20 protein-coding genes are annotated in these 21,198 nt (G+C 67.0%); 11 read left to right on the top strand and 9 right to left on the bottom strand.

All coding sequences use genetic code 11. The features are described from left to right. Window positions 1-56: 56 nt before the first annotated feature. The 3 genes from Q0P60_RS08255 to Q0P60_RS08245 form a co-directional block, all read right to left on the bottom strand. On the bottom strand, window positions 57-896 hold the full coding sequence (locus Q0P60_RS08255) for a trypsin-like serine protease (protein ID WP_294990918.1): 840 nt from the start codon (window positions 894-896) through the stop codon (window positions 57-59). Window positions 897-959: 63 nt separating this feature from the next. Then, window positions 960-1,805 carry a methylenetetrahydrofolate reductase gene (locus tag Q0P60_RS08250; protein WP_294990915.1) on the bottom strand — a complete coding sequence of 282 codons (846 nt, stop codon included), beginning with the start codon at window positions 1,803-1,805 and terminating at the stop codon, window positions 960-962. Next, window positions 1,805-2,719 (bottom strand): LysR family transcriptional regulator, encoded by a 915-nt coding sequence (locus Q0P60_RS08245; protein ID WP_294990912.1) that lies wholly within the window; start codon window positions 2,717-2,719, stop codon window positions 1,805-1,807. The genes Q0P60_RS08250 and Q0P60_RS08245 overlap by 1 nt, the downstream gene beginning before the upstream one ends. A 176-nt stretch (window positions 2,720-2,895) precedes the next feature. Between Q0P60_RS08245 and msuE the strand changes: the two genes are divergently transcribed. From msuE to Q0P60_RS08230, 3 genes are read left to right on the top strand one after another with little or no spacing between them, the layout of a single operon-like run. Beyond that, the gene (msuE, locus tag Q0P60_RS08240; protein ID WP_294990909.1) at window positions 2,896-3,477 is read left to right on the top strand and encodes an FMN reductase; all 582 of its coding nucleotides are present in this window, start codon (window positions 2,896-2,898) and stop codon (window positions 3,475-3,477) included. Between the two features lie 58 nt (window positions 3,478-3,535). Beyond that, window positions 3,536-4,513, top strand: a complete 978-nt coding sequence (locus Q0P60_RS08235; protein ID WP_294990906.1) for a DUF1852 domain-containing protein — start codon at window positions 3,536-3,538, stop codon at window positions 4,511-4,513. Between the two features lie 40 nt (window positions 4,514-4,553). Then, window positions 4,554-5,588, top strand: a complete 1,035-nt coding sequence (locus tag Q0P60_RS08230) for a methionine synthase (RefSeq protein ID WP_294990902.1) — start codon at window positions 4,554-4,556, stop codon at window positions 5,586-5,588. A gap of 27 nt (window positions 5,589-5,615) precedes the next feature. Here the strand turns inward: Q0P60_RS08230 and Q0P60_RS08225 are convergent, their stop codons facing one another. The 4 genes from Q0P60_RS08225 to Q0P60_RS08210 all read right to left on the bottom strand — a co-directional run bounded on the left by Q0P60_RS08225 (window position 5,616) and on the right by Q0P60_RS08210 (window position 7,889). Beyond that, window positions 5,616-5,795: a hypothetical protein gene (locus Q0P60_RS08225; protein ID WP_294990899.1), complete on the bottom strand. Its 180-nt coding sequence runs from the start codon at window positions 5,793-5,795 to the stop codon at window positions 5,616-5,618. Window positions 5,796-5,809: 14 nt separating this feature from the next. After that, on the bottom strand, window positions 5,810-6,259 hold the full coding sequence (locus tag Q0P60_RS08220; protein WP_294990896.1) for a hypothetical protein: 450 nt from the start codon (window positions 6,257-6,259) through the stop codon (window positions 5,810-5,812). Window positions 6,260-6,350: 91 nt separating this feature from the next. Continuing rightward, on the bottom strand, window positions 6,351-6,569 hold the full coding sequence (locus Q0P60_RS08215) for a hypothetical protein (protein ID WP_294990894.1): 219 nt from the start codon (window positions 6,567-6,569) through the stop codon (window positions 6,351-6,353). Window positions 6,570-6,689: 120 nt separating this feature from the next. Further along, a complete protein-coding gene (locus Q0P60_RS08210) occupies window positions 6,690-7,889 on the bottom strand; it encodes a serine hydrolase domain-containing protein (RefSeq protein WP_294990891.1) in 1,200 nt (399 codons plus the stop codon). 165 nt (window positions 7,890-8,054) lie between these two features. Between Q0P60_RS08210 and Q0P60_RS08205 the strand changes: the two genes are divergently transcribed. Together Q0P60_RS08205 and Q0P60_RS08200 are read left to right on the top strand one after the other, a co-directional pair. After that, entirely contained in the window at window positions 8,055-9,290 is a 1,236-nt protein-coding gene (locus Q0P60_RS08205) for an MFS transporter (protein WP_294990888.1), read from the top strand. An 11-nt stretch (window positions 9,291-9,301) separates the two neighbouring features. Continuing rightward, window positions 9,302-10,549 carry an arsenic transporter gene (locus tag Q0P60_RS08200; protein WP_294990885.1) on the top strand — a complete coding sequence of 416 codons (1,248 nt, stop codon included), beginning with the start codon at window positions 9,302-9,304 and terminating at the stop codon, window positions 10,547-10,549. A gap of 15 nt (window positions 10,550-10,564) precedes the next feature. On the opposite strand, the gene Q0P60_RS08195 is transcribed toward Q0P60_RS08200, so the two are convergent. After that, complete coding sequence (locus tag Q0P60_RS08195) at window positions 10,565-11,752, bottom strand: serine hydrolase domain-containing protein (protein WP_294990883.1); 1,188 nt, start codon at window positions 11,750-11,752, stop codon at window positions 10,565-10,567. Between the two features lie 215 nt (window positions 11,753-11,967). Between Q0P60_RS08195 and Q0P60_RS08190 the strand changes: the two genes are divergently transcribed. Both Q0P60_RS08190 and Q0P60_RS08185 read left to right on the top strand, forming a co-directional pair. Next, window positions 11,968-12,090: a hypothetical protein gene (locus Q0P60_RS08190; protein WP_294990880.1), complete on the top strand. Its 123-nt coding sequence runs from the start codon at window positions 11,968-11,970 to the stop codon at window positions 12,088-12,090. Window positions 12,091-12,135: 45 nt separating this feature from the next. Continuing rightward, the gene (locus tag Q0P60_RS08185) at window positions 12,136-12,990 is read left to right on the top strand and encodes a helix-turn-helix transcriptional regulator (RefSeq protein WP_294990877.1); all 855 of its coding nucleotides are present in this window, start codon (window positions 12,136-12,138) and stop codon (window positions 12,988-12,990) included. Between the two features lie 58 nt (window positions 12,991-13,048). Here the strand turns inward: Q0P60_RS08185 and Q0P60_RS08180 are convergent, their stop codons facing one another. After that, window positions 13,049-14,053 carry a PHB depolymerase family esterase gene (locus tag Q0P60_RS08180; RefSeq protein WP_294990874.1) on the bottom strand — a complete coding sequence of 335 codons (1,005 nt, stop codon included), beginning with the start codon at window positions 14,051-14,053 and terminating at the stop codon, window positions 13,049-13,051. Between the two features lie 222 nt (window positions 14,054-14,275). Here Q0P60_RS08180 and Q0P60_RS08175 point away from each other — a divergent pair, with 222 nt between their 5' ends. Genes Q0P60_RS08175 through Q0P60_RS08160 form a run of 4 tightly spaced genes read left to right on the top strand, consistent with a single transcriptional unit; the run spans window position 14,276 to window position 21,198 of the window. Beyond that, window positions 14,276-16,456, top strand: a complete 2,181-nt coding sequence (locus tag Q0P60_RS08175; RefSeq protein WP_294990871.1) for a TonB-dependent receptor — start codon at window positions 14,276-14,278, stop codon at window positions 16,454-16,456. Between the two features lie 11 nt (window positions 16,457-16,467). After that, the gene (locus tag Q0P60_RS08170; RefSeq protein WP_294990868.1) at window positions 16,468-17,346 is read left to right on the top strand and encodes an alpha/beta hydrolase; all 879 of its coding nucleotides are present in this window, start codon (window positions 16,468-16,470) and stop codon (window positions 17,344-17,346) included. Continuing rightward, a complete protein-coding gene (locus Q0P60_RS08165) occupies window positions 17,343-17,828 on the top strand; it encodes a MaoC/PaaZ C-terminal domain-containing protein (RefSeq protein ID WP_294990865.1) in 486 nt (161 codons plus the stop codon). Before Q0P60_RS08170 ends, Q0P60_RS08165 begins: the two co-directional genes overlap by 4 nt. A gap of 34 nt (window positions 17,829-17,862) precedes the next feature. Beyond that, entirely contained in the window at window positions 17,863-21,198 is a 3,336-nt protein-coding gene (locus tag Q0P60_RS08160; protein WP_294990861.1) for a PAS-domain containing protein, read from the top strand.

The raw sequence follows: 21,198 nt of genomic DNA, 5'->3' as shown, positions 1-21,198 counted from the left end.
CGAGTCACTGATTTGGCGGCGATCTGCTGGCCTGCATCCGGCACTCTCCGGGGCCATTAACGTGACGCGTCACGCTCGCCGCATCCACTGCCACCCTGGCACATCACGCGCTCGATCCAATCGACGTAACGCGATACCCGGACGTTGTGCACCACCTGCCCATAGAACCCGGCCTCCAGGGCGTGTTCGGGAACGGCGGTGATCCAGGAACCGAGCCCCACCAGCTGCCAGCCACCATTGCCCTCGATCAGCAACGGCCCGCCGCTGTCACCGTTGCCGAGAACGCCTTCGAGCGGCAGCCCCTGCGGTGGCGCATCGAAGCGGTACCAGAGATAGCGATCGTTGCCGCCGGTTATGGCGTTGTACGCCCGCCGCAGCGTCGTGCGATGCGGCCCGCCCGGCAGCAAGCCGATGGCTCCAGTGCCGGTCGCGCCCTTCCCTATCAGGGCGGCGACCTGCCCGGCTTCGGCGCTGCCGCGGTAGAGCGCCACCGGCTGTACATCGGCGACCGGTAGCGTCAACTCGATCAATGCGATGTCGTCCGATTCGGCCAGGAAGGCATGGATCTTCGCCGCACTGCCGCTTGCCAGAGCGTCCTGGCCCAGGGTCTCGGGCATTCTCCTGTAGCCGGGATGCAGGACCACGCGCTTCACCGCATAGTCCTTGCCGCTGATGGAGACTACGGCGCCCATCCCTTCCATTGGCGCGGCATGCGCTGCGGTCAGTACCCAGCGCGGCGCGATCAGGACGCCCTGCCCCTCGCCCGGCATATCGGCCAGTGCGGGAAACTCAGCCCCATCGATCCGATAGCGGGCGTCCTCAACGTCGTGGCGGATGACCACGGCCCCGACAGCGAATGGCAGCGCGACAAGCGCCAGGAACAGCCAGCGTTTCATCCGGGCCCTCGCCCTTGCGGTCAGTCGTTGCAGCCTACCCGAAGACAAGCCGGCCATGCGCCATCATCGATACCGTTCGATCCACTGCAACGACGGCGCGATGCCGCCGAACGGGAAGAAATGCGGGCTGACCTCGCCGTGGGTGTCCGTCAGTCCGTCCAGCAGGCGATCCATGAATATTTCTGGGCCGGCGCTTCCCAGCAGGCGGCCAATGTTGACGCCGTACTTTGCCAACATCGAGGCGCTTGCGCCGACGCCACACATCGCGGCGTAGCGCAGCAACCGTGCGATGCTGGCTGGACCGGGCACGCCAACCAGTACCGGGGCCGTGATGCCGCGGGCGCGCAGCGTATCCAGCCAGGCCAGGACCACGCCGGCATCGAAGGCGAACTGGGTAATGACCTGCGGCGCCATGCCGCGCTCGCGGATGCTTTGGCATTTTTGCTCCAGCGCCCGCCACCGTTGTTCGGGCGCCATCACCGGATGCCCCTCCGGATGCCCGCCCACGCCGACGTGCTTGATCCCGCACCGTTCAAGAAGGCCGGTGTCGATGATCGCGGCGCTGTCGGCAAAGGGACCGGCCGGCGTCGCCAGGTCGCCGGCAATCAGCAGGCATCGCTCGATGCCGGCCTCGCCTGCGGCGCGATCCATGAAGCGCTCAAGCGCCAGCTGTGATGCGATCCGGCGTGCGGAGAGGTGCGGCATCGGCTCGAAGCCGAGTTCGCGCACCGTGCGCACGGCGGCCAGTCGCGCCTCATCATCTTCGCTCGCCAGAAAGGGGATGGAAATGACCGTACCGGGGGCGATGCGGCCAGCGTCTGCACGCAAGGCAGGCATGGCCTTTGCACCGACCTCCAGCGAGAACGCATTGATGAAGGCCTGCGCCCGGGCAGACGTGCGTGCAGCCATCAACCGGCACCGCCCTGTTTGCTGGCGAGCGGCGTGCTGTTGCGGGCCAGGTCGACGAAGGCGCGCAGATAATCGATCGCGGTATCCGCTTCGCGCGCACCCAGGTAGATCTGCTTGGGAATGCCCTTGGCCCCAAGCCGCACCGGCACCACGTCCATGCGCTCGGCATACTCTTCCACCAGCCAGCGCGGCATCGCGGCGACGCCGCGTCCGCTCGCCACCATCTGCATCATGATGTCGGTGGTTTCAATGGTCTTGTGGCGCCGCGGCGTGATGCCGGCCGGCAGCAGGAACTGGTTGTAGATATCCAGGCGCTCGAACGGCACTGGGTAGCTGATCAGCACTTCCTGGCCGAGCTGGCGCGGCTTGGCATGCTCCACCTTGGCCAGCGGGTGGTTGCTGGCCACCACCAGCACCTGTTCGTAATCGAACACCGGTACGAAGGTCAGGCCAGGCTTCAACAACGGATCCGGGGTCACCAGCAGGTCGATCTCGTAACCGAACAAGGCGCCGATGCCGCCGAACTGGAACTTCTGCTTGACGTCCACATCCACGTCCGGCCAGGCGGCCAGGTACGGCGAGACAATCTTGAGCAGCCATTGATAGCAGGGGTGGCACTCCATGCCGATGCGCAGCGCACCACGCTCGCCCTGCGCGAACTGGCCCAGCCGCTCCTCGGCCAGGTCCAGCTGCGGCAGCACCCGGTTGGCGACAGCCAGCAGGTACTGCCCGGCCTGGGTCAGCCGCAGGCTGCGCCCTTCGCGCAGCCAGACATCGGTGCCGAGCTGCTGCTCCAGCTTCTTCATGCTGTGGCTCAGGGCCGACTGGGTCAGGTTGAGCACGCCGGCGGCGGCGGTCAGCGACCCCTGCTGCTCGACCTGCTGCACGATGCTGAGATGGATCCGCTCCAGCATGACGATGAATCCCGCTCATGGATTGGTGAAGTAATACCATTTTACGTCATGGAAGGGGGTGGCTAGCATCGGTTCATGCCTTCGATTGCCTGGCGCCCGGCCACCCCGCCGGCCTGCAGGACTGCGCCCCACGCAGAACGCCCCGAAGGCGCCCCTCCCCTGCTGAAAGCGAACAGATGACCCGCCCCCTTCGTATCGTCGCCGTTTCCGGTGGGCTGCAACGCCCTTCCAAGGCTGCGGCCCTGGCCGAGCACCTGCTGGACCTGATCGGCGAGGACCTGGTCTGCGAGCCGCACCTGATCGAGCTGGGCGAGCTGGCACCGCAGCTGGCGGGCGCACTCTGGCGTTCGCAGCTGACGGACGGCGTTGAGCGGCAGCTGGCAGCCGTCGAACAGGCCGATGTCCTGGTGGTGGCCACGCCGGTCTACCGGGGCTCGTACACCGGGCTGTTCAAGCACTTCTTTGATTTCATCCACCAGGACGCCCTGGTCGACACCCCCATCCTGCTCGCCGCCACCGGCGGCAGCGAGCGCCACGCACTGGTGATCGACCACCAGCTGCGCCCGCTTTTCAGTTTCTTCCAGGCCCGCACCCTGCCGCTGGGGGTGTACGCCACCGACCGCGATTTCGCGGACGGCCGGGTGCACGACGATGCCCTGCTGCAGCGGGCCCGGCTGGCAGTGCACCGCGCCCTGCCGCTGCTGGCACTGTCCCATCGCGCAGCGCCCGCCACCGCCGAGATCGCCGCCGCCCTCTGAATGCCGAATGCCGCCCACCCGCATTCGGATGTCACCCCCGCAACCCGGAACGCCGCCCATGACGACCCGAGACTTCACCTTCAGCATCACCCTCATCCCCTTCAACGAGGACTACCAGCCGGCTGACGGCACGCGCATCACCACCAATTTCGCCAATCTGGCCCGTGGCGATTCGCGGCAGGAGAACCTGCGCAACACGATCCGCATGATCAACAACCGCTTCAACGATCTGGCGCACTGGGACAACCCGGGCGCGGACCGTTATGCCGTCGAGCTGGACATCATCTCCGTGGAGATGCACATCGATGGCACCGACGGCAGTGATCCGTTCCCGTTGATCGAGGTACTGCGGCCGACCATCGTCGACACCCAGACCGGCGCGCGCACCGAAGGCATCGTCGGCAACAACTTCTCGTCCTACGTCCGCGACTACGATTTCAGCGTGGTGCTGCCGGCCAGCAACGAGGGCAAGGCGACCTTCGGCATTCCAGAGGGGTTCGGCGACCTGCACGGCAAGCTGTTCAAGCACTTCCTGGAATCGGAGGCCTACCGCGCCAATTTCAGCAAGGCGCCGGTGATCTGCATCAGCGTGTCCAGCAGCAAGACCTACCACCGCACCGAGAACCACCACCCGATCCTGGGCGTGGAGTACCGCCAGGGCGAGTTCTCGCCGACCGACCAGTACTTCGACAAGATGGGGCTGCAGGTGCGCTATTTCATGCCGCCGGGTAGCGTGGCGCCGCTGGCGTTCTACTTCCGCGGCGACCTGCTCGGCGATTACTCGAACCTGGAGCTGATCGGCACCATCAGCACGATGGAAGCGTTCCAGAAGATCTACCGCCCGGAGATCTACAACGCCAACTCGGTCGCCGGCAAGGTCTACCAGCCCAGCCTGAAACACCAGGACTATTCCTCCACCCGCATCGTCTACGACCGCGAAGAGCGCAGCCAGCTGGCGGTCAAGCAGGGTCGGTTCACCGAAGAACACTTCATCAAGCCCTACCGCGCCGTGCTTGAGCAGTGGGCTGCCCGCTGATCCATCGATTTTCCATCCGCACCCCAGGACACAAGACGCAATGTCGAAGAACACGCTGCTCCCCACCTCCACCGCCGGCAGCCTGCCCAAGCCCTCCTGGCTGGCAGAACCGGAAAAGCTCTGGTCGCCCTGGAAACTGCAGGACGAAGGCCTGGCCGAGGGCAAGCAGGATGCACTGCGTCTGTCCCTGCAGGAACAGCTGCACGCCGGCATCGACATCGTCAGTGACGGCGAGCAGACCCGGCAGCATTTCGTCACCACCTTCATCGAGCATCTCAGCGGCGTGGATTTCGAGAAGCGCGAAACCGTGCGCATCCGCAACCGCTACGATGCCAGCGTGCCGACCGTGGTCGGCGCGGTCAGCCGCCCGAGGCCGGTGTTCGTCGAGGATGCGAAATTCCTGCGCCGGCAGACCACGCAGCCGATCAAATGGGCACTTCCCGGCCCGATGACGATGATCGATACGCTGTACGACGCCCACTACAAGAGCCGTGAGAAGCTGGCCTGGGAGTTCGCCGGAATCCTCAACCAGGAGGCCAGGGAGCTGGAGGCGGCGGGGGTCGACATCATCCAGTTCGACGAGCCCGCGTTCAACGTGTTCTTCGACGAAGTCAACGACTGGGGCGTAGCCGCACTGGAGCGGGCGGTCGAGGGATTGAAGTGCGAGACGGCGGTACACATCTGCTACGGCTATGGCATCAAGGCCAATACCGACTGGAAGCAGACGCTGGGATCGGAATGGCGGCAATACGAGGAATCATTCCCGAAACTGCAGGCCTCCAGCATCGACATCATCTCGCTGGAGTGCCACAACTCGCATGTACCGATCGACCTGATCGAGCTGGTGCGCGGCAAGAAGGTGATGGTGGGCGCCATTGATGTGGCCTCCAGCACGGTGGAGACGGCCGAGGAAGTGGCCGACACGCTGCGCAGGGCGCTGCAGTTCGTGGATGCCGACAAGCTCTACCCGAGCACCAACTGTGGCATGGCGCCGCTTGCGCGCGAGGTGGCGCGCGGCAAGCTGCGCGCGCTCAGCGCGGGTGCACGGATCGTGCGTGAAGAGCTCTCGGCCTAGTACTGGCGGACGGTGAAGGCTGGGCGCTCATGCGCCCAGCCGCTGCGGACGACCCTGCGGCTGACGCGAAGCCTTTGCCAGCCGCAGGAAGAAGTATCCGACCACGATCAGGCCAAGTGCCGACGGCAGCATCTGCGACCACGGCTGCCCGACGCGGACAACGTTCCCGACCAGGGCCGAGAGCATGGCGAATACCGAGGCGGTCATGCCGCCCCTCCCCCTCAGAACATCGGCCGTGGGCGGGCTTGCGTTGAAGTGCGCAGCGCCAGCGCCTGTTTGATCCGGCCCATTTCCCCTGCCCCGGCCTGTGCCAGGCGACGCGCCTGCTGCCGCTGCACGCGCGTAAGTGCCGGCTTTGGGGGCCCGCCAGCGTCCGGCGCGGGCTGCAGCAGCCGCGCGACGGCAGCGCGCAGGCGTAGTTGCGGGCAAAGGCGCACTGCGCACCAGCGCTCGGCGTAGCGCCTCGCCTGCCGCGCATTCGCCGCGGCTACGACCTTGGCTTGGACCGTCGTCGAGGTCTCCAGCCACAGCCGGACACCGGCGCTGGCATGCGGCACGATGGTCGCGACGCAACGGCCGTTCCACCAAAGATCCCAGCGCTCGCCGCTTCGCACCCAGCCGCAGGGCCGGGGCGCCGTTATGAGATCCGCTGGGTCGCCGGAAGAGTCCATGCGCGGAAGGATACGAGCGACCGTCGCACCGTTTGAGATTGCAGGCGCATGGCGGCCACGTGGCGCTGGCCACGGAAGCGGCGCGCCGCGTTCACCAACCGTGTCCCAGCAGCTTTTCCACTTCGGTTTCCAGCTTCCGGGCAGCTTCGGCCTGGGAGGCAACCTTGATGGACAGCCCGGACTGCGCCGGCCCAGGCGTCAACTGATAGCGGTTGATGGTACCGCCGCCTTCGCCATCCAGCTCCACGCGCGCCACCAGCGTCCGACCGTTGGCGCTGAAGGTCCAATCCTGATACTCGAACATCGTCATTCACACACTGCGTCATGAGTCGCCTCCACTGTAGGCAGGGCCAGGGTGAAGAACATCCGAAGAAGGCGTTCGCGGGGCGTGGGGATGGGGGGCTCACGTGCGCGAGGACGCCGCGACGGATCAACGCAGGGTACTGGCCAGCTGCAGCACATCCGCCGGGAACGCTGCATAGTCGTCCGAGGGCGAACGATGGCTGTCACGCCGGTGGATCAGGCGCACCGCCACCAGTCGTTGCTGCGGAACGATCACCAGGTGCTGGCCCAGGTATCCATTGGCGGCAAAAGCGACAATCGGCCCACGCTCGACGTCGAACAGATCGGAGAGCCTCAATCCACGTCCGGTGATTTCGACGCCGTACTGCTGCGACCAGTCCGCCCCCAGGCGTTCAGCGAGGAAGGCGACCAATGCGGTCCTGCTGTCGAAGCTCCTGCCTGCGGTCGCCAGCAACGCCTCCTGCACCTGACCACCGACGCCGCGCCGGGCGAGGAACTCGCTCATCTGCGCCTTCAGCTGGTAGCGCTCCGAGGCTGGAATGCGCCACCACAGCAGGCCAACATCGGGGGAGCGCGCGCTCTCGCGGGTCAGCAGAGCCACCGCATGCTCGCTCAGTACACGCTTGCCGGAGGGAGCCAGGCCGCGGTCGAGCAGCAGCTGCCCGATCGCGACCAGATCGCGAGCCGTCAGCGACAGCCCGGCCATGCCCAACGGGGTGCCGGCCTGGTCCTTCATCCAGCTGTAGTGGGTGATGCCCAATGGCTTGAACAGACGGGTATCGAGATAGCTGTCGATCGGCTGCCCGGCCAGATGCTCGACAATGCCGGGCAGCAGGTTGGTCGCTTTGTTGTTGTAGGAAAACGCACTGCCCGGATCGCTGCTCAGCTCTGCCGCCAGCGCCAGCTTGACCAGGTCCGGCGCACCTTCCAGCTCCTCGCCTGCATTGGCCACGTTCTGCAGCCCGGAGGTGTGCTCCAGCAGCATGCGTACGGTGATGTCCTTCTTCCGGCCCTGCTTCCACTCCGGGTAGAAGGTGCTGACCGGCTCATCGAGTGATGCCAGTTTGCCCTCGTCCAGCAACAGCACGAGTGCGAGGGCGACCACGGACTTGGTTGCCGACATCAGATGGACCGGGGCCTCGCCCGATGAAGGTGTCTGTTGCAGCAGCGTTGCTCCGTTGTGCCTGACCAGCACCGCATCGGAATGCGCGGCCTTGGCATTGCGCTCGATGGTGGCGATGGCATCGGCGGTGGTTGTCGCGTGGACGCCGATCGGAGCGAGCAGCGCCAAGGCCATGACGCGGGACAGCCAGCGGGTTGATTTCATGGACACCTCTTCCAGTGAATGCCCCTCCACCTTGACTACACGTGTAGTTAATGTGCAGTGCCTGAAGTCACGCCCCGCGCTGCGCGACACCACCATCACAGCCCGGCACGCATAACTCCGCAGCCCGGCATTGGCCGGAATGCCTGCCAACCGTCCAGCCCTCACGTGATTGCGCCTTCTTCCGACTCCTTGATCAGCCGCCGCGCGGAGCGCGGCCTGGACGCACTGAACTTCTTCCTCGCCGATGTCCGCGATGGCCTGGGGCCCTATCTGGCGATCTACCTGCTGGCCGTGCATCACTGGGAGCCAGCCAGCATTGGCGCGGTGATGACAGTCTCCGCGGTGGTCGGGTTGCTGACCCAGACCCCGGCCGGAGCGTTGATGGACCGCATCGATGCCAAGCGCGCAGCCCTGGCGTTGGCCACGGTACTGCTGACCGCTACCTGCCTGCTGTTGCCGTGGACGCATTCCTTCGCCCCGGTCGCCCTGAGCCAGGCATTGAGCGCCGTGGCCGCGACCGTCATCGCCCCGGCCATCGCCGCCATCTCGCTGGGTGTCAGCGGCCCACGTGCGTTTGCCCGCCGGATGGGCCGCAACGAAACCTTCAACCACACTGGCAACGCGGTAGCCGCCGTGCTCGCCGGCGGCCTGGCCTACCTGGGAGGGCCGGGGGTGGTGTTTCCCCTGATGGCGTTGTTGACCGTGGCCAGTCTGGCGGCGGTGCGCTCGATTCCTGCAGAGGCCATCGACAATGAGCGCGCACGTGGCATGGCTGCCGGCGGCCGGGATACCCACAGGGCTGCCCCGATGCGGGTGCTCCTGCATGACCGCAGGCTGCTGGCACTGGCGGCCTGCTGTGCGCTTTTCCATCTGGCCAATGCCGCGATGCTGCCGCTGGTCGGCCAGAAGCTCGCGTTGAGCAATCCCACCCTCGCCACCACTCTCACTGCAAGCTGCATCGTTGCGGCACAACTGGTGATGATTCCGATGGCGTGGCTGGTCGGTGCCCGTGCGGATCGTTGGGGTCGTCGCCCGCTGCTGCTGGCCGGCTTCCTGATCCTGCCGATCCGTGCTGCGCTGTACCCACTGTCCGACGCACCTGCGTGGCTCCTGGGCGTGCAGTTGCTGGACGGCGTGGGTGCCGGCATCTTCGGCGCGTTGCTGCCGGTCATCGTCAGTGACCTGACCGAAGGTACCGGCCGCTTCAACGTCACCCTGGCAGCAGTGTCCACCGTGTTTGGGCTGGGCGCGGCACTGAGTCCGGGCCTAGCCGGTCTGGTAGTGCAGTTCAAAGGGTATGATGCCGCCTTCCTCGCACTTGCCGTGATCGCGGCAGGCGCGTTTCTGTTGGCCCTGCATGTGCCGGAGACGGGTGGCGCCGTCACGCGCCGGCACAGCTGAGACACCACCCGATGCCCGCGTTCTCCTCTTCCCTGATCATCTGGCTGGCCGTGGCCGTGGCCACCGTCGGCCTGCTGCTGCGGCCATTCCGCATCCCGGAGTATGTGTGGGCGCTGGCCGCCGCCGCCCTGCTGCCCCTGCTCGGGGCGGTGCCGTTCGACCTGGCCTTGGGCGCGGTGGCCGAAGGACGTGATGTCTATCTGTTCCTGGTCGGCATGATGGTGCTGGCCGAACTGGCCCGGCGCGAAGGCCTGTTCGACTGGCTGGCCTTGTATGCGGTCCGGCATGCCGGCGGCTCGGGGCGGCGCCTGTTCGATCTGGTGTTCCTGGTCGGTACGCTGGTGACCGTATTCCTTTCCAACGACGCCACCGCTGTCGTGCTGACACCGGCGGTCTACGCCGCCTGCAAGGCAGCCCGTGCCAATCCCCTGCCCTATCTGTTTGTCTGTGCTTTCATCGCCAATGCGGCCAGCTTCGTGCTGCCGATCTCCAATCCGGCCAACCTGGTGGTGTACGGCCAGCACATGCCATCGCTGCTGCAGTGGCTGGCGCAGTTCGCGCTGCCCTCGCTGGCCGCGATCGGCGCCACCTATCTGGTGCTGCGCTGGGTGCATCGGCGCGAGATCGCCCAGCCGCTGGCGGCCGCGCCCGAGCATCGAGCGCTCAGCGCAGGTGGCCGGCTGAGTGCGCTGGGCGTGCTGTTCACCGGCAGCGTGCTGCTGGTGACCTCCGCGCTGAACGGCCCGTTGGGGCTGGCCACGTTCTGCGCCGGCATGTTCAGCGTGGTGCTGGTGGCGATCCGCCAGCGCCGCAGCCCGTTGCCGCTGCTGCGCCATGTGTCGTGGGGTGTACTGCCACTGGTCGCCGGCCTGTTCGTGCTGGTCGAGGCGGTCGCACAGACCGGTGTCATCCAGGCCGCAGCCAGCGCGCTGCAGGGGCTGGCACATGCCTCTCCGCACCAGGCCAGCTGGCTGGCCGGTGCTGCAGCGGCCGTGCTGAGCAACGTTGCCAATAATCTGCCGGTGGGCCTGGCTGCCGGCTCGCTGGGGCAGATGGCCGAGCTGCCGGCACAGACCCGCGCCGCACTGCTGGTGGGCGTTGACCTGGGACCGAACCTGTCGGTGACGGGCTCGCTGGCGACGATGCTGTGGCTGATGGCGCTGCGCCGCGAGGGCGAGCATGTCGGCGCGCTCGACTTCCTTCGGGTCGGCGCCCTGGTGATGCCGCCCGCACTGATCGGGGCATTGCTGCTGTTGTAACGGCCGGCGGCACCGCTACGGCGAGGCCGGCTGCCCCGCGATCACCTCGCGCGCGACGATCTTCCCGACCAGCGTATCGATCGCCGCCTCCATCGCCTGCGCGGTCCGGTCGCCGCTCTGGTTGGTGATGACGAAGATGCCAAGGTCGTGCTTCGGCATGATGTAGATGTAGCACTGCGAGCGTGGCACGCCACCGTGGTGGGCGTAGTAGACGCCTTTCTGGCGATCACCGGCGACGATGTTCCAGAAGTAGCCGATGCTGAATTCCTCATCGAACCTGGCCAGCGTGCGATGCGATTCCGCTGCCACCGGCCCATTGGCCAGCTGGAACTGAAGGTACTTCACCATGTCCGGAACGGTGGCCTTCACGCCCCCCGAGGCGCCCCACGGCAACAGGGGCATCGGCGTGGTCGGCAGCGGATTGTCGCTGTGATACCCCACGGCCAGGCGCGACGCCTCTGCGCCATCCAAGCGGATCCTGGCACCCGGCATGGCCGCCGACTCGCTGAAGAAGCCGCGCAGCAGCGCTTCGTAATCGCGCTGGTAGACCACCTCCAGGATGTGCGCCACCAGTTCCGTGCCGGCGCTGGAGTACGCGTAGTCCTTGCCCGGCACGCGGGTGATCTGGACCGCATGCAGATCCCGGAGGAACTCCGGCTTGCCGTAGTGCGCATAGAGCGCATTGAGCTCGGCGGGCACGCGATGATCGGTGAAGTCGGCCAGCACCGCGTTCGCACGCTCCGGCAACATGTTCGGCAAGCCACTGGTGTGCGACAGCAGATGGCGGATGCGGATGGGCTGGTCCTGATACTGCAGATTGGGATAATCGCCCTGCAGATAGCGGCGGACATCGTCATCCAGGCCCAGCCGACCTTCCAGCACCGCATGGGCGACCAGGGTGCCGGCCAACGTCTTGCTCAACGAGCCGATCTCGTAGAGGGTCGCGTCGTTGGGCGGCCCTGGCCTCCCGGCCTGCATGTCACCGCGATGGCGGATGAAGGTTTCGCCCCGGTAGACCACGCCGATCGAGGCGGAGTGCAGCAACGGCTGCTCGATCAGGGTCTGCGCCACCGCTTCGATCTCGGCGCCTGGGTCCTTCGACGGCAGCTTTTCCGTGCTGCAGCCGGCCGCCAGCAGCATGGCGCAGGCAACCAAGGCCTGGCGCCAACCCGAATTCCGAAACACGATCGAAGTCACTTCCATGCGTTGACGCTCAGGGGGAGACAGGGACGGGGCGCCCAACATAGCGGATGGGATGCGGGTAATGCGCGTGCCGGCCCTCCCGGGACCATGGCCGGGGGCGTTGCGGCCCCGGTGGCGAATCTGGCCGGATTGGCGAATCACCTGGCGGAACTGTCGAATGACGGTATCCGGCCCGCCGAATACGCTTTCCCTCCTCGGTTCCAGAGGATGCCCGCATGAATGACACCGCCCCCACCACTGAAGCAACACACAGCAGTCTGCCCATCATTCACGTCCTGATGGGATTCATCTGCGTCTGGCACCGGCATGAACCCGGGCAGGCCCGTGATGAGGAGTGAAGGACGCTGTGGCTCCCGGCCGACCAGGGCTGCGCAGGTGCGGGCGTGACCAAGGCGGTTGCCGGGCGCAGTGACCTGGGCGCCGACTACCCGGATCGGGTCGCGCAGAAGGTCATGGTGTTCGAACTGGACCCGATCCCGGATGCCTGGGAAATGGACTTTCATTCGCATCGGAAAGCGCAGCTGCTGGTGGCCACGCATGGCCTGATCACGCTGGAGTCGCCTGCCGGCCTGTGGGTGGTGCCGCCGCAGGGGGCGATCTGGATTCCCGGCGGGTTGACCCACCGCGCCAGCAGCAGCGGAAAGCCCCATGGGTTCGTCGTGTTCGTTGATCCCGAGGCGGTTCCGGGATTGCCAGCCCACTGCTTCGCGATGGCGATCACCCCGTTCATGCATGCCCTGCTGCAGCGCACCGCACGCCTGCCGCTACAGTACGAGGACGGCAGCGCCCATGCCCGGCTGATGACCGTGCTGCTGGATGAGCTTGCCGCGGCGCCGCCGGAGTGGCTTCACCTGCCCATGCCTTCCGAGCCGCGACTGCGCACCCTGGCCAATGCCATGCTGGCTGAACCGGCCGAGCGCGCAACGCTCGACCTGTGGGCCGGCCGGATTGGAATGAGCGAGCGCAACATGTCCCGCCTGTTCTGCGCTGAAACCGGATTGAGCGTAAGGCGCTGGCGGCGGCAGATGCATGTGATGGTTGCCCTGCCGATGCTGGCCACGGGCAGGACGGTGCAGTCCATTGCCGATGACCTTGGCTACGACAGCGCTGGCGCCTTCGTGACCATGTTCCGCAAGGCGGTCGGCGCCCCGCCCAAGCGCTTCCTCGCCGAACGCGGGGCCTGGCTGCAGGCGCCCGACGCAGGCGATCAACCGCGGGCGTGGCCCGCCTGCGGTTGATCGTGCGCTCGGCGGCTGGCAAAGGCACGCCCAGGCTGCACCCGGGCGCAGCGATCACTCAGCGCTGCTGATCCTTCAGGAACAGCCAGGTGATCAGGGTGGCATCCGGCCCCTTGGGATCGGTGAACGGCAGGCCCGACTGGCTGCCGCTCCAGGCATGCCCCATTCCCTGCACCACGTAATGCTGGACCAGCAGGCGCCCGCCGTAGGCATAGCTGTCCACCGTATACGCGCGGCCACCCGGCACCTGGCCGTGGTAGGTGCTGGTCGGCTGGTACCTGACCGAATCGTTGTCCAGGCCATCGTCGGCCAGATCATTGGTCTGCAGGAACTGGCGCACCGCCTGCTGTCCGTTCACCGGGTTGACGGTGAGATCGGCGCTGCCGTGGAACACCAGCACCGGCAGCGGTCGCGGCGACGGCGACCCCGAGCACTGCCAGGCCAGCCGGCCGTTACTGTCCGGCGAATAGATGCTGCCTGCCAGCAAGGCATAGGCGCTGCCGGAAATGGTGGTCGCCCCCTTGTACATGCCGCCGGAGTGGATGGCACCTGCCGCGAACACATCCGAGTAGCAGGCCAGCATGATCGAGGTCATCGCACCGCCAGCGGAAATGCCGGTCACATAGACCCGGTGCGGATCGATGCTGTAGCCGGTCTTCACCTTGTCCACGATGCCGGCCAGGATCGAGGCCTCGCCGCTGTCGCGGGCCTGGTTGATCGGCAGCTGCCAGTTCCAGCAGCGGGCCGGATTGGCGGTCACGTTCTGCCGCGGATACACCACGATGAAGCCTTCGGTATCGGCCACATCGTTGAAGCCGGAGGCTTCGCCCATCAGGTTTGGCCCGTTGACACAGCCGTGCAGCACCAGCAGAAGGGGCAGCGGCTGCGTGGCATCGTAGCCGGCCGGCACCCACACCTGGTATTCGCGGGCGCCAAACAGATTGCCATACAGGCCGATGTCCCAATGCCCTGCCGGGCCGGCAGCAGCGGCGCTGCCTGCCATCGCCAGCCAGCTGCACAGCACCAGCAGCACCGCCTTGATCGAATCAATTCCGTATTTCATGACCAGATCCTCGTGCATGAGTCGTGGATGAAGACGTACCGGGGAACGCGTCCGGCTGGGGGCGAGCCCCAGTATCCGCATCCCACGCCCGCCGCCGACTGGACCTAGGTCCACTCGCCGCTGGCCGATGACACCGCTAGCCTTGGCTGCACGGGTGGCAATGGGCCATCCGCACGCACATGCCAGGGGAAGGACCGGATGAAACGGAATTGCCTGAGTCTCATGATCGGCGCACTGCTGGCCTCGACGCCGGCACTGGCACTGGCACAGGAGGCGCCACAGACTGCGCCAGCGGCAGGCAGGTCCGCTTCACCCACCAACCTCGACAGCATCAAGGTCACCGCGCGCAAGCGCGAAGAGACCCTGCAGGAGGTGCCGGTGGCAGTGACCGCGTTCACCTCGGAGGCACTGGACAGGATGAACGTCCAGGACATCAGCGACCTTGATGGCCAGGTGCCCAACCTGACCATCTACGCCGCGCGCGGCGCCAGCAGCACCGTCACCGCCTACATCCGCGGCGTCGGCCAGTCCGATCCGACCTGGGGCGCGGACCCGGGCGTGGGCATCTACCTGGACGATGTCTACATCGCGCGCCCGCAGGGCGCCCTGCTGGATGTGTTCGATGTCTCGCGCATCGAGGTGCTGCGTGGCCCGCAGGGCACGTTGTACGGCAAGAACACCATCGGTGGCGCGATCAAGTACATCTCACGCGGCCTGCCGACCCAGACCGAGGGCTTTGCCCAGATCACCGTCGGCAACTACAGCCAGCTGGATGCCAAGGCCGCCCTCGGCGGTCCGATCGGGGGCGCCGACAGCGGCCTGCGCGCCCGCGTCGCGGTGGCCAGCATGAACCACGACGGCTTCGGCAGGAACACCTTCAACGGGCAGCCGGTCAGCGACAAGCAGATCAATGCCGCGCGCCTGAACCTGGGCGCGTATGCCGGCGACGACTTCGACGTGCAGTTCGCGCTGGACTGGATCGATGACCAGTCCGGCATGCGCGGCTCGAAGATGCTGGCGCCGAACCCGTTCCTGCGTGCCTACCCGCCGATGGACAGCCGCTATGACATCCGCTCGGGCATGCGCAATCTCAACAACGTGGAAACCAAGGGGGCCTCGGCCACGGTGAACTGGCGGCCGAACGAGGACATCGCGGTGAAGTACGTGGTGGCCAAGCGTGAATCCGACAGCGAGGCCAACATCGACTTCGACACCACGCCGGTCAAGCTGGCCGACGTCAGCGGCACCTACAACGACAACCAGGTCAGCAATGAAGTGCAGCTCAACTACGATGCCGGTGGCCGGGTGCGCGGCGTGGTCGGCCTGTACCAGTTCAGCGGCGAGGCCGGCGGGCAGATCCAGAACAACTACTTCAGTGCACAGTTCGCCGACAACCAGGGCAAGGTGCTGACCGACAGCATCGCGCTGTACGCGGACTGGACGTTCGACCTGACCCAGCGATTGAAGCTCGACGTCGGCGCGCGCTACACCGACGAGGACAAGCGCGCGATCGTACTGAACCGCCTGTATGCCGATCCCGGCTTCAGCCGGCCCGTGGCGGTGACTGCGGACTTCGACAAGAAGACCAACTTCAAGAACGTCTCGCCCAAGGTATCGCTGGACTACCAGATCACCCCGGACATCATGGTCTACGGGCTGGCAACACGCGGTTTCAAGTCCGGCGGCTACAACATCCGCGCCAACGCCGTGGCGGTGCCGCGGTCGGCCGAACCGTTCGATGACGAGACCGTCGACAGCTACGAGATCGGCAGCAAGATGGCCTTTCTCGACCAGCGCCTGTTCCTGAACCTGTCGGCCTTCTACAACAAGTACAAGGACATCCAGCTGTCGGTGTTCACCGGCCTGGACACCAATGGCGATGGCATCGACGATTCGTTCTTCGGTGACTTCACCAATGCCGGTGCCGGCACGGTCAAGGGCCTGGAGGTCGAGTACCAGTACCTGCCCAGCCGGCACTGGCTGATCTCCGGCAACCTGGCCTGGCTGGACACGAAGTACGACGAGTACATCGACCGCGGCGTCAACGTGGCCAGGCAGATGAAGTTCACCAATGCACCGGAATTCTCGGGTGCATTGAACGTGGAATACCGTACCGACCTGGCCAATGGCAGCAACCTGTCGGCGCGGGTGAGCTACAGCTACCAGAGCGAAGTCTGGCCGACCACCGACCTGAGCCCGGTGATCCGCCAGGAGGGCTATGGGCTGGTGAACGCCGGCGTGATCTGGCGGCTGGACGACGCGTGGACCTTCTCGCTGCAGGGGACCAACCTGGCCGACAAGGAATACCGCACCACCGGCTACAACATCCCGGCGGTCGGCACCTTGATTGGCTTCTATGGCCCGCCACGCCAATATAGTCTCAGCGTCCGTTACGACTTCTAGGAAGCCCCTGCATGACGCCGTCCTACCAGGATCTGTACTGGAACAGCAACGATGGCCTGCGCCTGCACGCGCGCGACCATGCGCCCACAGAGGGCCGGGTGCCGCGCGGCACGGTGGTCTGCATTCCCGGCCTGACCCGCAATGGCGCCGACTTCGATGCGCTTGCCGCATCGCTTGCCGCTGCCGGTTGGCGGGTGATCGCGGTCGACCTGCGCGGGCGCGCCGGTTCGGAATGGGCGCAGGACCCCTCCAGCTACAACCCGCGCGCCTATGCGGATGACATGGTGGCGCTGCTGCGCGCGCAGGGCATCGACAAGGCGGTGTTCGTCGGTACCTCGCTGGGCGTCCTGGTGACCATCACCCTCGCCTCCCGGGCCCCTGAGAGGATTGCCGCAGCCGTGCTCAACGATGCCGGTCCCAAGGTGCCCCGTGAAGCGCTCGCACGGATCGGCAAGTACGCCGGCAAACCCGTGCCGCCGATGAACCTGGAACAGGCCACGGCGTATGTGGCGTCGATCGGCAAGGCGGCGTTCCCACGCTTCGGCGACGACGATTGGCGGGCGATGGCGGTACGTACGTTCCGCCCGCGCAGCGACGGGCTGCTTGAACTGGACTACGATCCGGCAGTGATCCGCACCACCCGGCCCTGGGTCCTGTGGTTGCTGCGCCCGGTGTTGTGGCGCGCGGTACGCGGGCTGACCGCACGGGTGCCGGTGCTGGTGGTGCGTGGCGCGCTGTCGGACATCCTGCCGGCCGAGGTCGCGCGGCAGATGGCCGCCACCTCGGACAGCGCCCGCCTGGTTGAAGTGCCGGATGTGGGGCATGCCCCGATGCTGTCCGAGCCCGAAGCGCGTGACGCCATCCTGGCGTTGCTGGGGTGCGTTGCATGAGCGCCGCAACCGCGGCAGACGCGTTGCCCGCAGCGCTGCAGGCCCTGCATCGATGGGCGGCCAGCGAGCGGCTCGGCACCAGCACCATCCTCACGCAGGCGCGCATCGATGCCTTCGCCGGCGCCACTGGCGACCACAACTGGATCCACGTCGACCCGTCGCGTGCGCAGGCACAATTGCCGGGCGGGCGGACCATCGCGCACGGCTTCCTGCTGCTCGCGCTCACCGTCGAGGACGATGTGGCCGCATTGGCCGGCTTCCCGGGCATTGCCCACGTACTCAACTACGGCTTGAACCAGGTCCGCTTCCTGGCGCCGGTCGCCAGCGGCTCCGAGGTGCGGGTACGCTCGCAGCTGGTCTCGCTGCAGGCACGCCAGCCCGGGCAATGGCTGTTGACCCAGCGCAAGGAAGTGCAGCACGTTGCGGATGGCCAGCTGGCACTGGTCGCTGAGCAGCTGTCACTGATCGTGATCAGCACCTAGCCCATCCGGGCGGCTGCCTGCCTACACTGGAGCGATGTTGACGCCTTCCGTCGTTCTGTTCGCCTGTATTGCGTGGACCGTACTGCTGTTTGGCGTCGCCCTGTGGGGCGAGCGCCAGGGGCACCGGCTGGCGCGCGCCTGGCCGGCCATCTATGCGCTGTCCCTGGCCGTGCACTGCACCGCATGGACCTATTACGGCGCGGCTTCGCAGGGCCTGCAGTGGCGCTTCCCGATCCCGCCGACCCTGGTCGGCATGGCACTGATCTTCGCCCTCGGCCTGCCCTTCCTGCTGCGCCTGGCGCGGCTGGCCCGGCAACACAACAGTGCCACCCTCGCCGATCTGGTGGTCGCCCGGCTGCGTGCCGACCAGGGCCTCGGCCTGACCATCACCCTGGTCGCGCTGTTCGGCATCATCCCGTACATCGCGCTGCAGCTGCGGGCGGTCAGCCAGGGGCTGGGCGCGCTGCTCGGCGACCAGTTCGCGCCCGTGGGCTGGCAGCTGGACATGTCGTTCTGGTTCGCGCTGACGATGGCGGCCTTCACCTTGCTGTTCGGTGCACGCAAGGCGTCGGCCACCGAGCACAACCGCGGCATCGTGGTGGCGCTGGGACTGGAGTCGATGCTGAAGCTGGTGGCACTGCTGGCCATCGGCCTGTATGCCGCACTGTCGGTACAGCAGTCGGGTACGCCGCTGCTGGAGAAGATGGCACAGCTGCCGCCCACGCCGATTGTTCCGGACTACCTGACCATGGTCGCGCTGGGCGCGATCTCGGCCTTCACCCTGCCCCACCAGTTCCATGTCGGCGTGGTCGAACTGCGCCGGCCTGCCGACCTCAGGACCGCACGCTGGCTGTTCCCGGTCTACCTGCTGCTGATCGGCCTGCCATCGGTACCGATGGCCCTGTCCGGCGCCGCGGAGCTGCCTGCTTCGGTATCACCGGACCTGTACGTACTGGCCCTGCCGAAGGCCGGCGGCCATCACCTGCTGGCCCTGCTGGCCTATCTGGGCAGCCTGAGCGCGGCCACCGGCATGATGATCCTGTCCGGGCTGACCCTGTCGATCATGCTCGGCAACCACGGCTTCGGTTCGCGCCTGCTGGAGGGCATCGACGGCGGCGCCGCGGCCGCCGACCTGCGCCCGCGCGTACTGGCCTTCCGGCGTGCCGGCATCGTTGCGGTGTTCCTGATGGCGTGGCTGTACAGCCGGGCCATGAGCGGCACCGAGGCGCTCAGTGATTTCGGTCTGATGTCGTTCACTGCCCTCTCGCACCTGGCTCCGGCCGTGCTGCTGGCGGTGTATCGCCCGCGCACGCCTTCACCGGCGATCATCGCCGGCATCGTCCTGGGCTCGCTGGCCTGGCTGTGGCTGGTGCTGCTGCCGATGGTGGTCCCTGCCACGCCGGCAGCGACCGATCCGGATGCGCTGCATTGGCTGGCGATGGTCTCGCTGCGCATGCAGCCGGGGCATATCGCGATCAGCATGGGCGCCAGCCTGGCGATCAACCTGCTGACCGTAGCACTGGTATCGCGTGCGGTGCGTCCGTCATTGCCGCGCCAGCGTGATGCGGTGGCGGCGGCGTCGCTGCGCAGGACCGCCGGCCGCTTCCTCGGCCAGGAGCGCGCGCGCCAGCTGATGGAGGGCCACGCCGGGCAGCTGCTGGATGACGAACGGGTGGTCGCCATCGAACGCGAACTGACCGCCGTGGTCGGTGCCGGCATGGCGCGGCTGCTGATCGAAGCCGCCCGCGATGGCGGTGCCGCACCGCTGGATGCAGTGACCCGCGCGGTCGGTGAGGCCACCCAGGTACTGCGTTTCAACCAGCGCCTGCTGGAAGCCGCGCTGGAGAACATGAGCCAGGGCATCAGCGTGGTGGATGCGCAGCTGCAGCTGGTGGCCTGGAACAGCCGTTATGCCGCGCTGTTCCGCTTCCCGCCGGAGTTGCTGCAGGTCGGGCAGCCGGTGGTCAACCTCACCCTGTGGGCACTCGGCCAGCTGAACATCGGCGACAGCCCCGGCGATACACCGGAACAGGCGCTGCAACGCCGCGTCGCGCACATGCGGCGGGGTACGCCGCATCTGTCCGAGCGCGTGTTTCCCGATGGCACCATCGTCGAGATCCGGGGCAACCCGATGCCGGGCGGCGGGTATGTGGCCACCTTCACCGACGTCACCGCGTTCCGCCGCGCCGAGGATGCGCTCAAGCGCAGCAATGAAACCCTGGAGCACCGCGTGCAGGACCGCACCGCCAGGCTGGAACAAGCGGTACACGAAGCCGAGCGCGCGAATGTCGCCAAGACCCGCTTCCTGACGGCGGTCGGCCACGACCTGATCCAGCCCCTGCATGCCGCACAGTTGTTGACCGACGCGATGTCGCAGCACGTCGAATCCGAGTTCCTGGACAGCTTCCTGCGCCAGATCCGCGGCGCGCTGGATTCCACCGATGACCTGCTGTCGGGCCTGCTGGACATCTCGCGGCTGGAGGCCGGTGGCCTGGTCGCGGACCCGCGCCCGTTCGCGCTGGCGACCGTACTGGACCCGCTGGCACAGGAATTCGCCGTGCTGGCCGCGGCCCGCGGCCTGCAGTTCCGCCATGTGCGCAGCACCGCCTGGGTCCACAGTGACCCGTTGCTGCTGCGCCGGGTGCTGCAGAACTTCCTCGCCAATGCGATCCGCTACACCCGTCGCGGCGGTGTGGTGCTCGGCGTGCGTCGCCACGGGGCTTCGCGGTCGATCGGCGTGTACGACACCGGCCCCGGCATCGCGCCGGCGCAGCAGGCTGTCGTCTTCGAGGAATTCCACCGCGGCGACCGCAGCAATGGCCAGGGGCTGGGTCTCGGCCTGGCCATCGCGCAGCGCATCGGCGAACTGCTGCATGCGCCCCTGCACCTGCACAGCGTGCCGGAACGCGGCTCGGTGTTCTCGATCCGCGTGGCAGGCGCGACGCCACCGGCGGCGCTGCAGGTGGTGTCTGCTGGCAGCAGCGGCAGCACGCTCAAGGGCATCCACGTGCTGGTGGTCGACAATGACCCCGAGGCGCTGCAGGCCATGCGCCAGCTGTTGCTTTCCTGGGGCTGCGAGGTCACCGCCGCTGGCAACGCCGCGGCCATCGGGCCAGCGGCACAGGACGCGGCGCTGTGGCTGTTCGACTACCACCTCGACGACGGCGATACCGGGGTCGGGCTGTGGCAGCGGCTGGCCGCCCGCCATGGCGCGCGACCGACGGTGATCCTCAGCGCCGATACCGGCAGCCGCACGCGTGAGGCAGTGCGCGACGCCGGGCTGTCACTGCTGAACAAGCCGTTCAAACCACTGGCGTTACGCTGGGCGATCAACCACCTGCTGGCGGCGGCTGGCGCCCCCACGCGCTGA

The sequence above is a fragment of the uncultured Stenotrophomonas sp. genome, assembly GCF_945952405.1.
Classification (GTDB): domain Bacteria; phylum Pseudomonadota; class Gammaproteobacteria; order Xanthomonadales; family Xanthomonadaceae; genus Stenotrophomonas.
The sequence above is the reverse complement of the archived record's forward strand: the minus strand, read 5'-3'. Positions and strand labels throughout refer to the sequence as shown.

Coding starts and splice junctions, on each gene's coding strand:
- Q0P60_RS08255 (WP_294990918.1), bottom strand. CDS start 896: ATGAAACGCTGGCTGTTCCTGGCGCTTGTCGCGCTGCCATTCGCTGTC.
- Q0P60_RS08250 (WP_294990915.1), bottom strand. CDS start 1,805: ATGGCTGCACGCACGTCTGCCCGGGCGCAGGCCTTCATCAATGCGTTC.
- Q0P60_RS08245 (WP_294990912.1), bottom strand. CDS start 2,719: ATGCTGGAGCGGATCCATCTCAGCATCGTGCAGCAGGTCGAGCAGCAG.
- msuE (WP_294990909.1), top strand. CDS start 2,896: ATGACCCGCCCCCTTCGTATCGTCGCCGTTTCCGGTGGGCTGCAACGC.
- Q0P60_RS08235 (WP_294990906.1), top strand. CDS start 3,536: ATGACGACCCGAGACTTCACCTTCAGCATCACCCTCATCCCCTTCAAC.
- Q0P60_RS08230 (WP_294990902.1), top strand. CDS start 4,554: ATGTCGAAGAACACGCTGCTCCCCACCTCCACCGCCGGCAGCCTGCCC.
- Q0P60_RS08225 (WP_294990899.1), bottom strand. CDS start 5,795: ATGACCGCCTCGGTATTCGCCATGCTCTCGGCCCTGGTCGGGAACGTT.
- Q0P60_RS08220 (WP_294990896.1), bottom strand. CDS start 6,259: ATGGACTCTTCCGGCGACCCAGCGGATCTCATAACGGCGCCCCGGCCC.
- Q0P60_RS08215 (WP_294990894.1), bottom strand. CDS start 6,569: ATGACGATGTTCGAGTATCAGGATTGGACCTTCAGCGCCAACGGTCGG.
- Q0P60_RS08210 (WP_294990891.1), bottom strand. CDS start 7,889: ATGAAATCAACCCGCTGGCTGTCCCGCGTCATGGCCTTGGCGCTGCTC.
- Q0P60_RS08200 (WP_294990885.1), top strand. CDS start 9,302: ATGCCCGCGTTCTCCTCTTCCCTGATCATCTGGCTGGCCGTGGCCGTG.
- Q0P60_RS08195 (WP_294990883.1), bottom strand. CDS start 11,752: ATGGAAGTGACTTCGATCGTGTTTCGGAATTCGGGTTGGCGCCAGGCC.
- Q0P60_RS08190 (WP_294990880.1), top strand. CDS start 11,968: ATGAATGACACCGCCCCCACCACTGAAGCAACACACAGCAGTCTGCCC.
- Q0P60_RS08180 (WP_294990874.1), bottom strand. CDS start 14,053: ATGAAATACGGAATTGATTCGATCAAGGCGGTGCTGCTGGTGCTGTGC.
- Q0P60_RS08175 (WP_294990871.1), top strand. CDS start 14,276: ATGATCGGCGCACTGCTGGCCTCGACGCCGGCACTGGCACTGGCACAG.
- Q0P60_RS08170 (WP_294990868.1), top strand. CDS start 16,468: ATGACGCCGTCCTACCAGGATCTGTACTGGAACAGCAACGATGGCCTG.
- Q0P60_RS08165 (WP_294990865.1), top strand. CDS start 17,343: ATGAGCGCCGCAACCGCGGCAGACGCGTTGCCCGCAGCGCTGCAGGCC.
- Q0P60_RS08160 (WP_294990861.1), top strand. CDS start 17,863: ATGTTGACGCCTTCCGTCGTTCTGTTCGCCTGTATTGCGTGGACCGTA.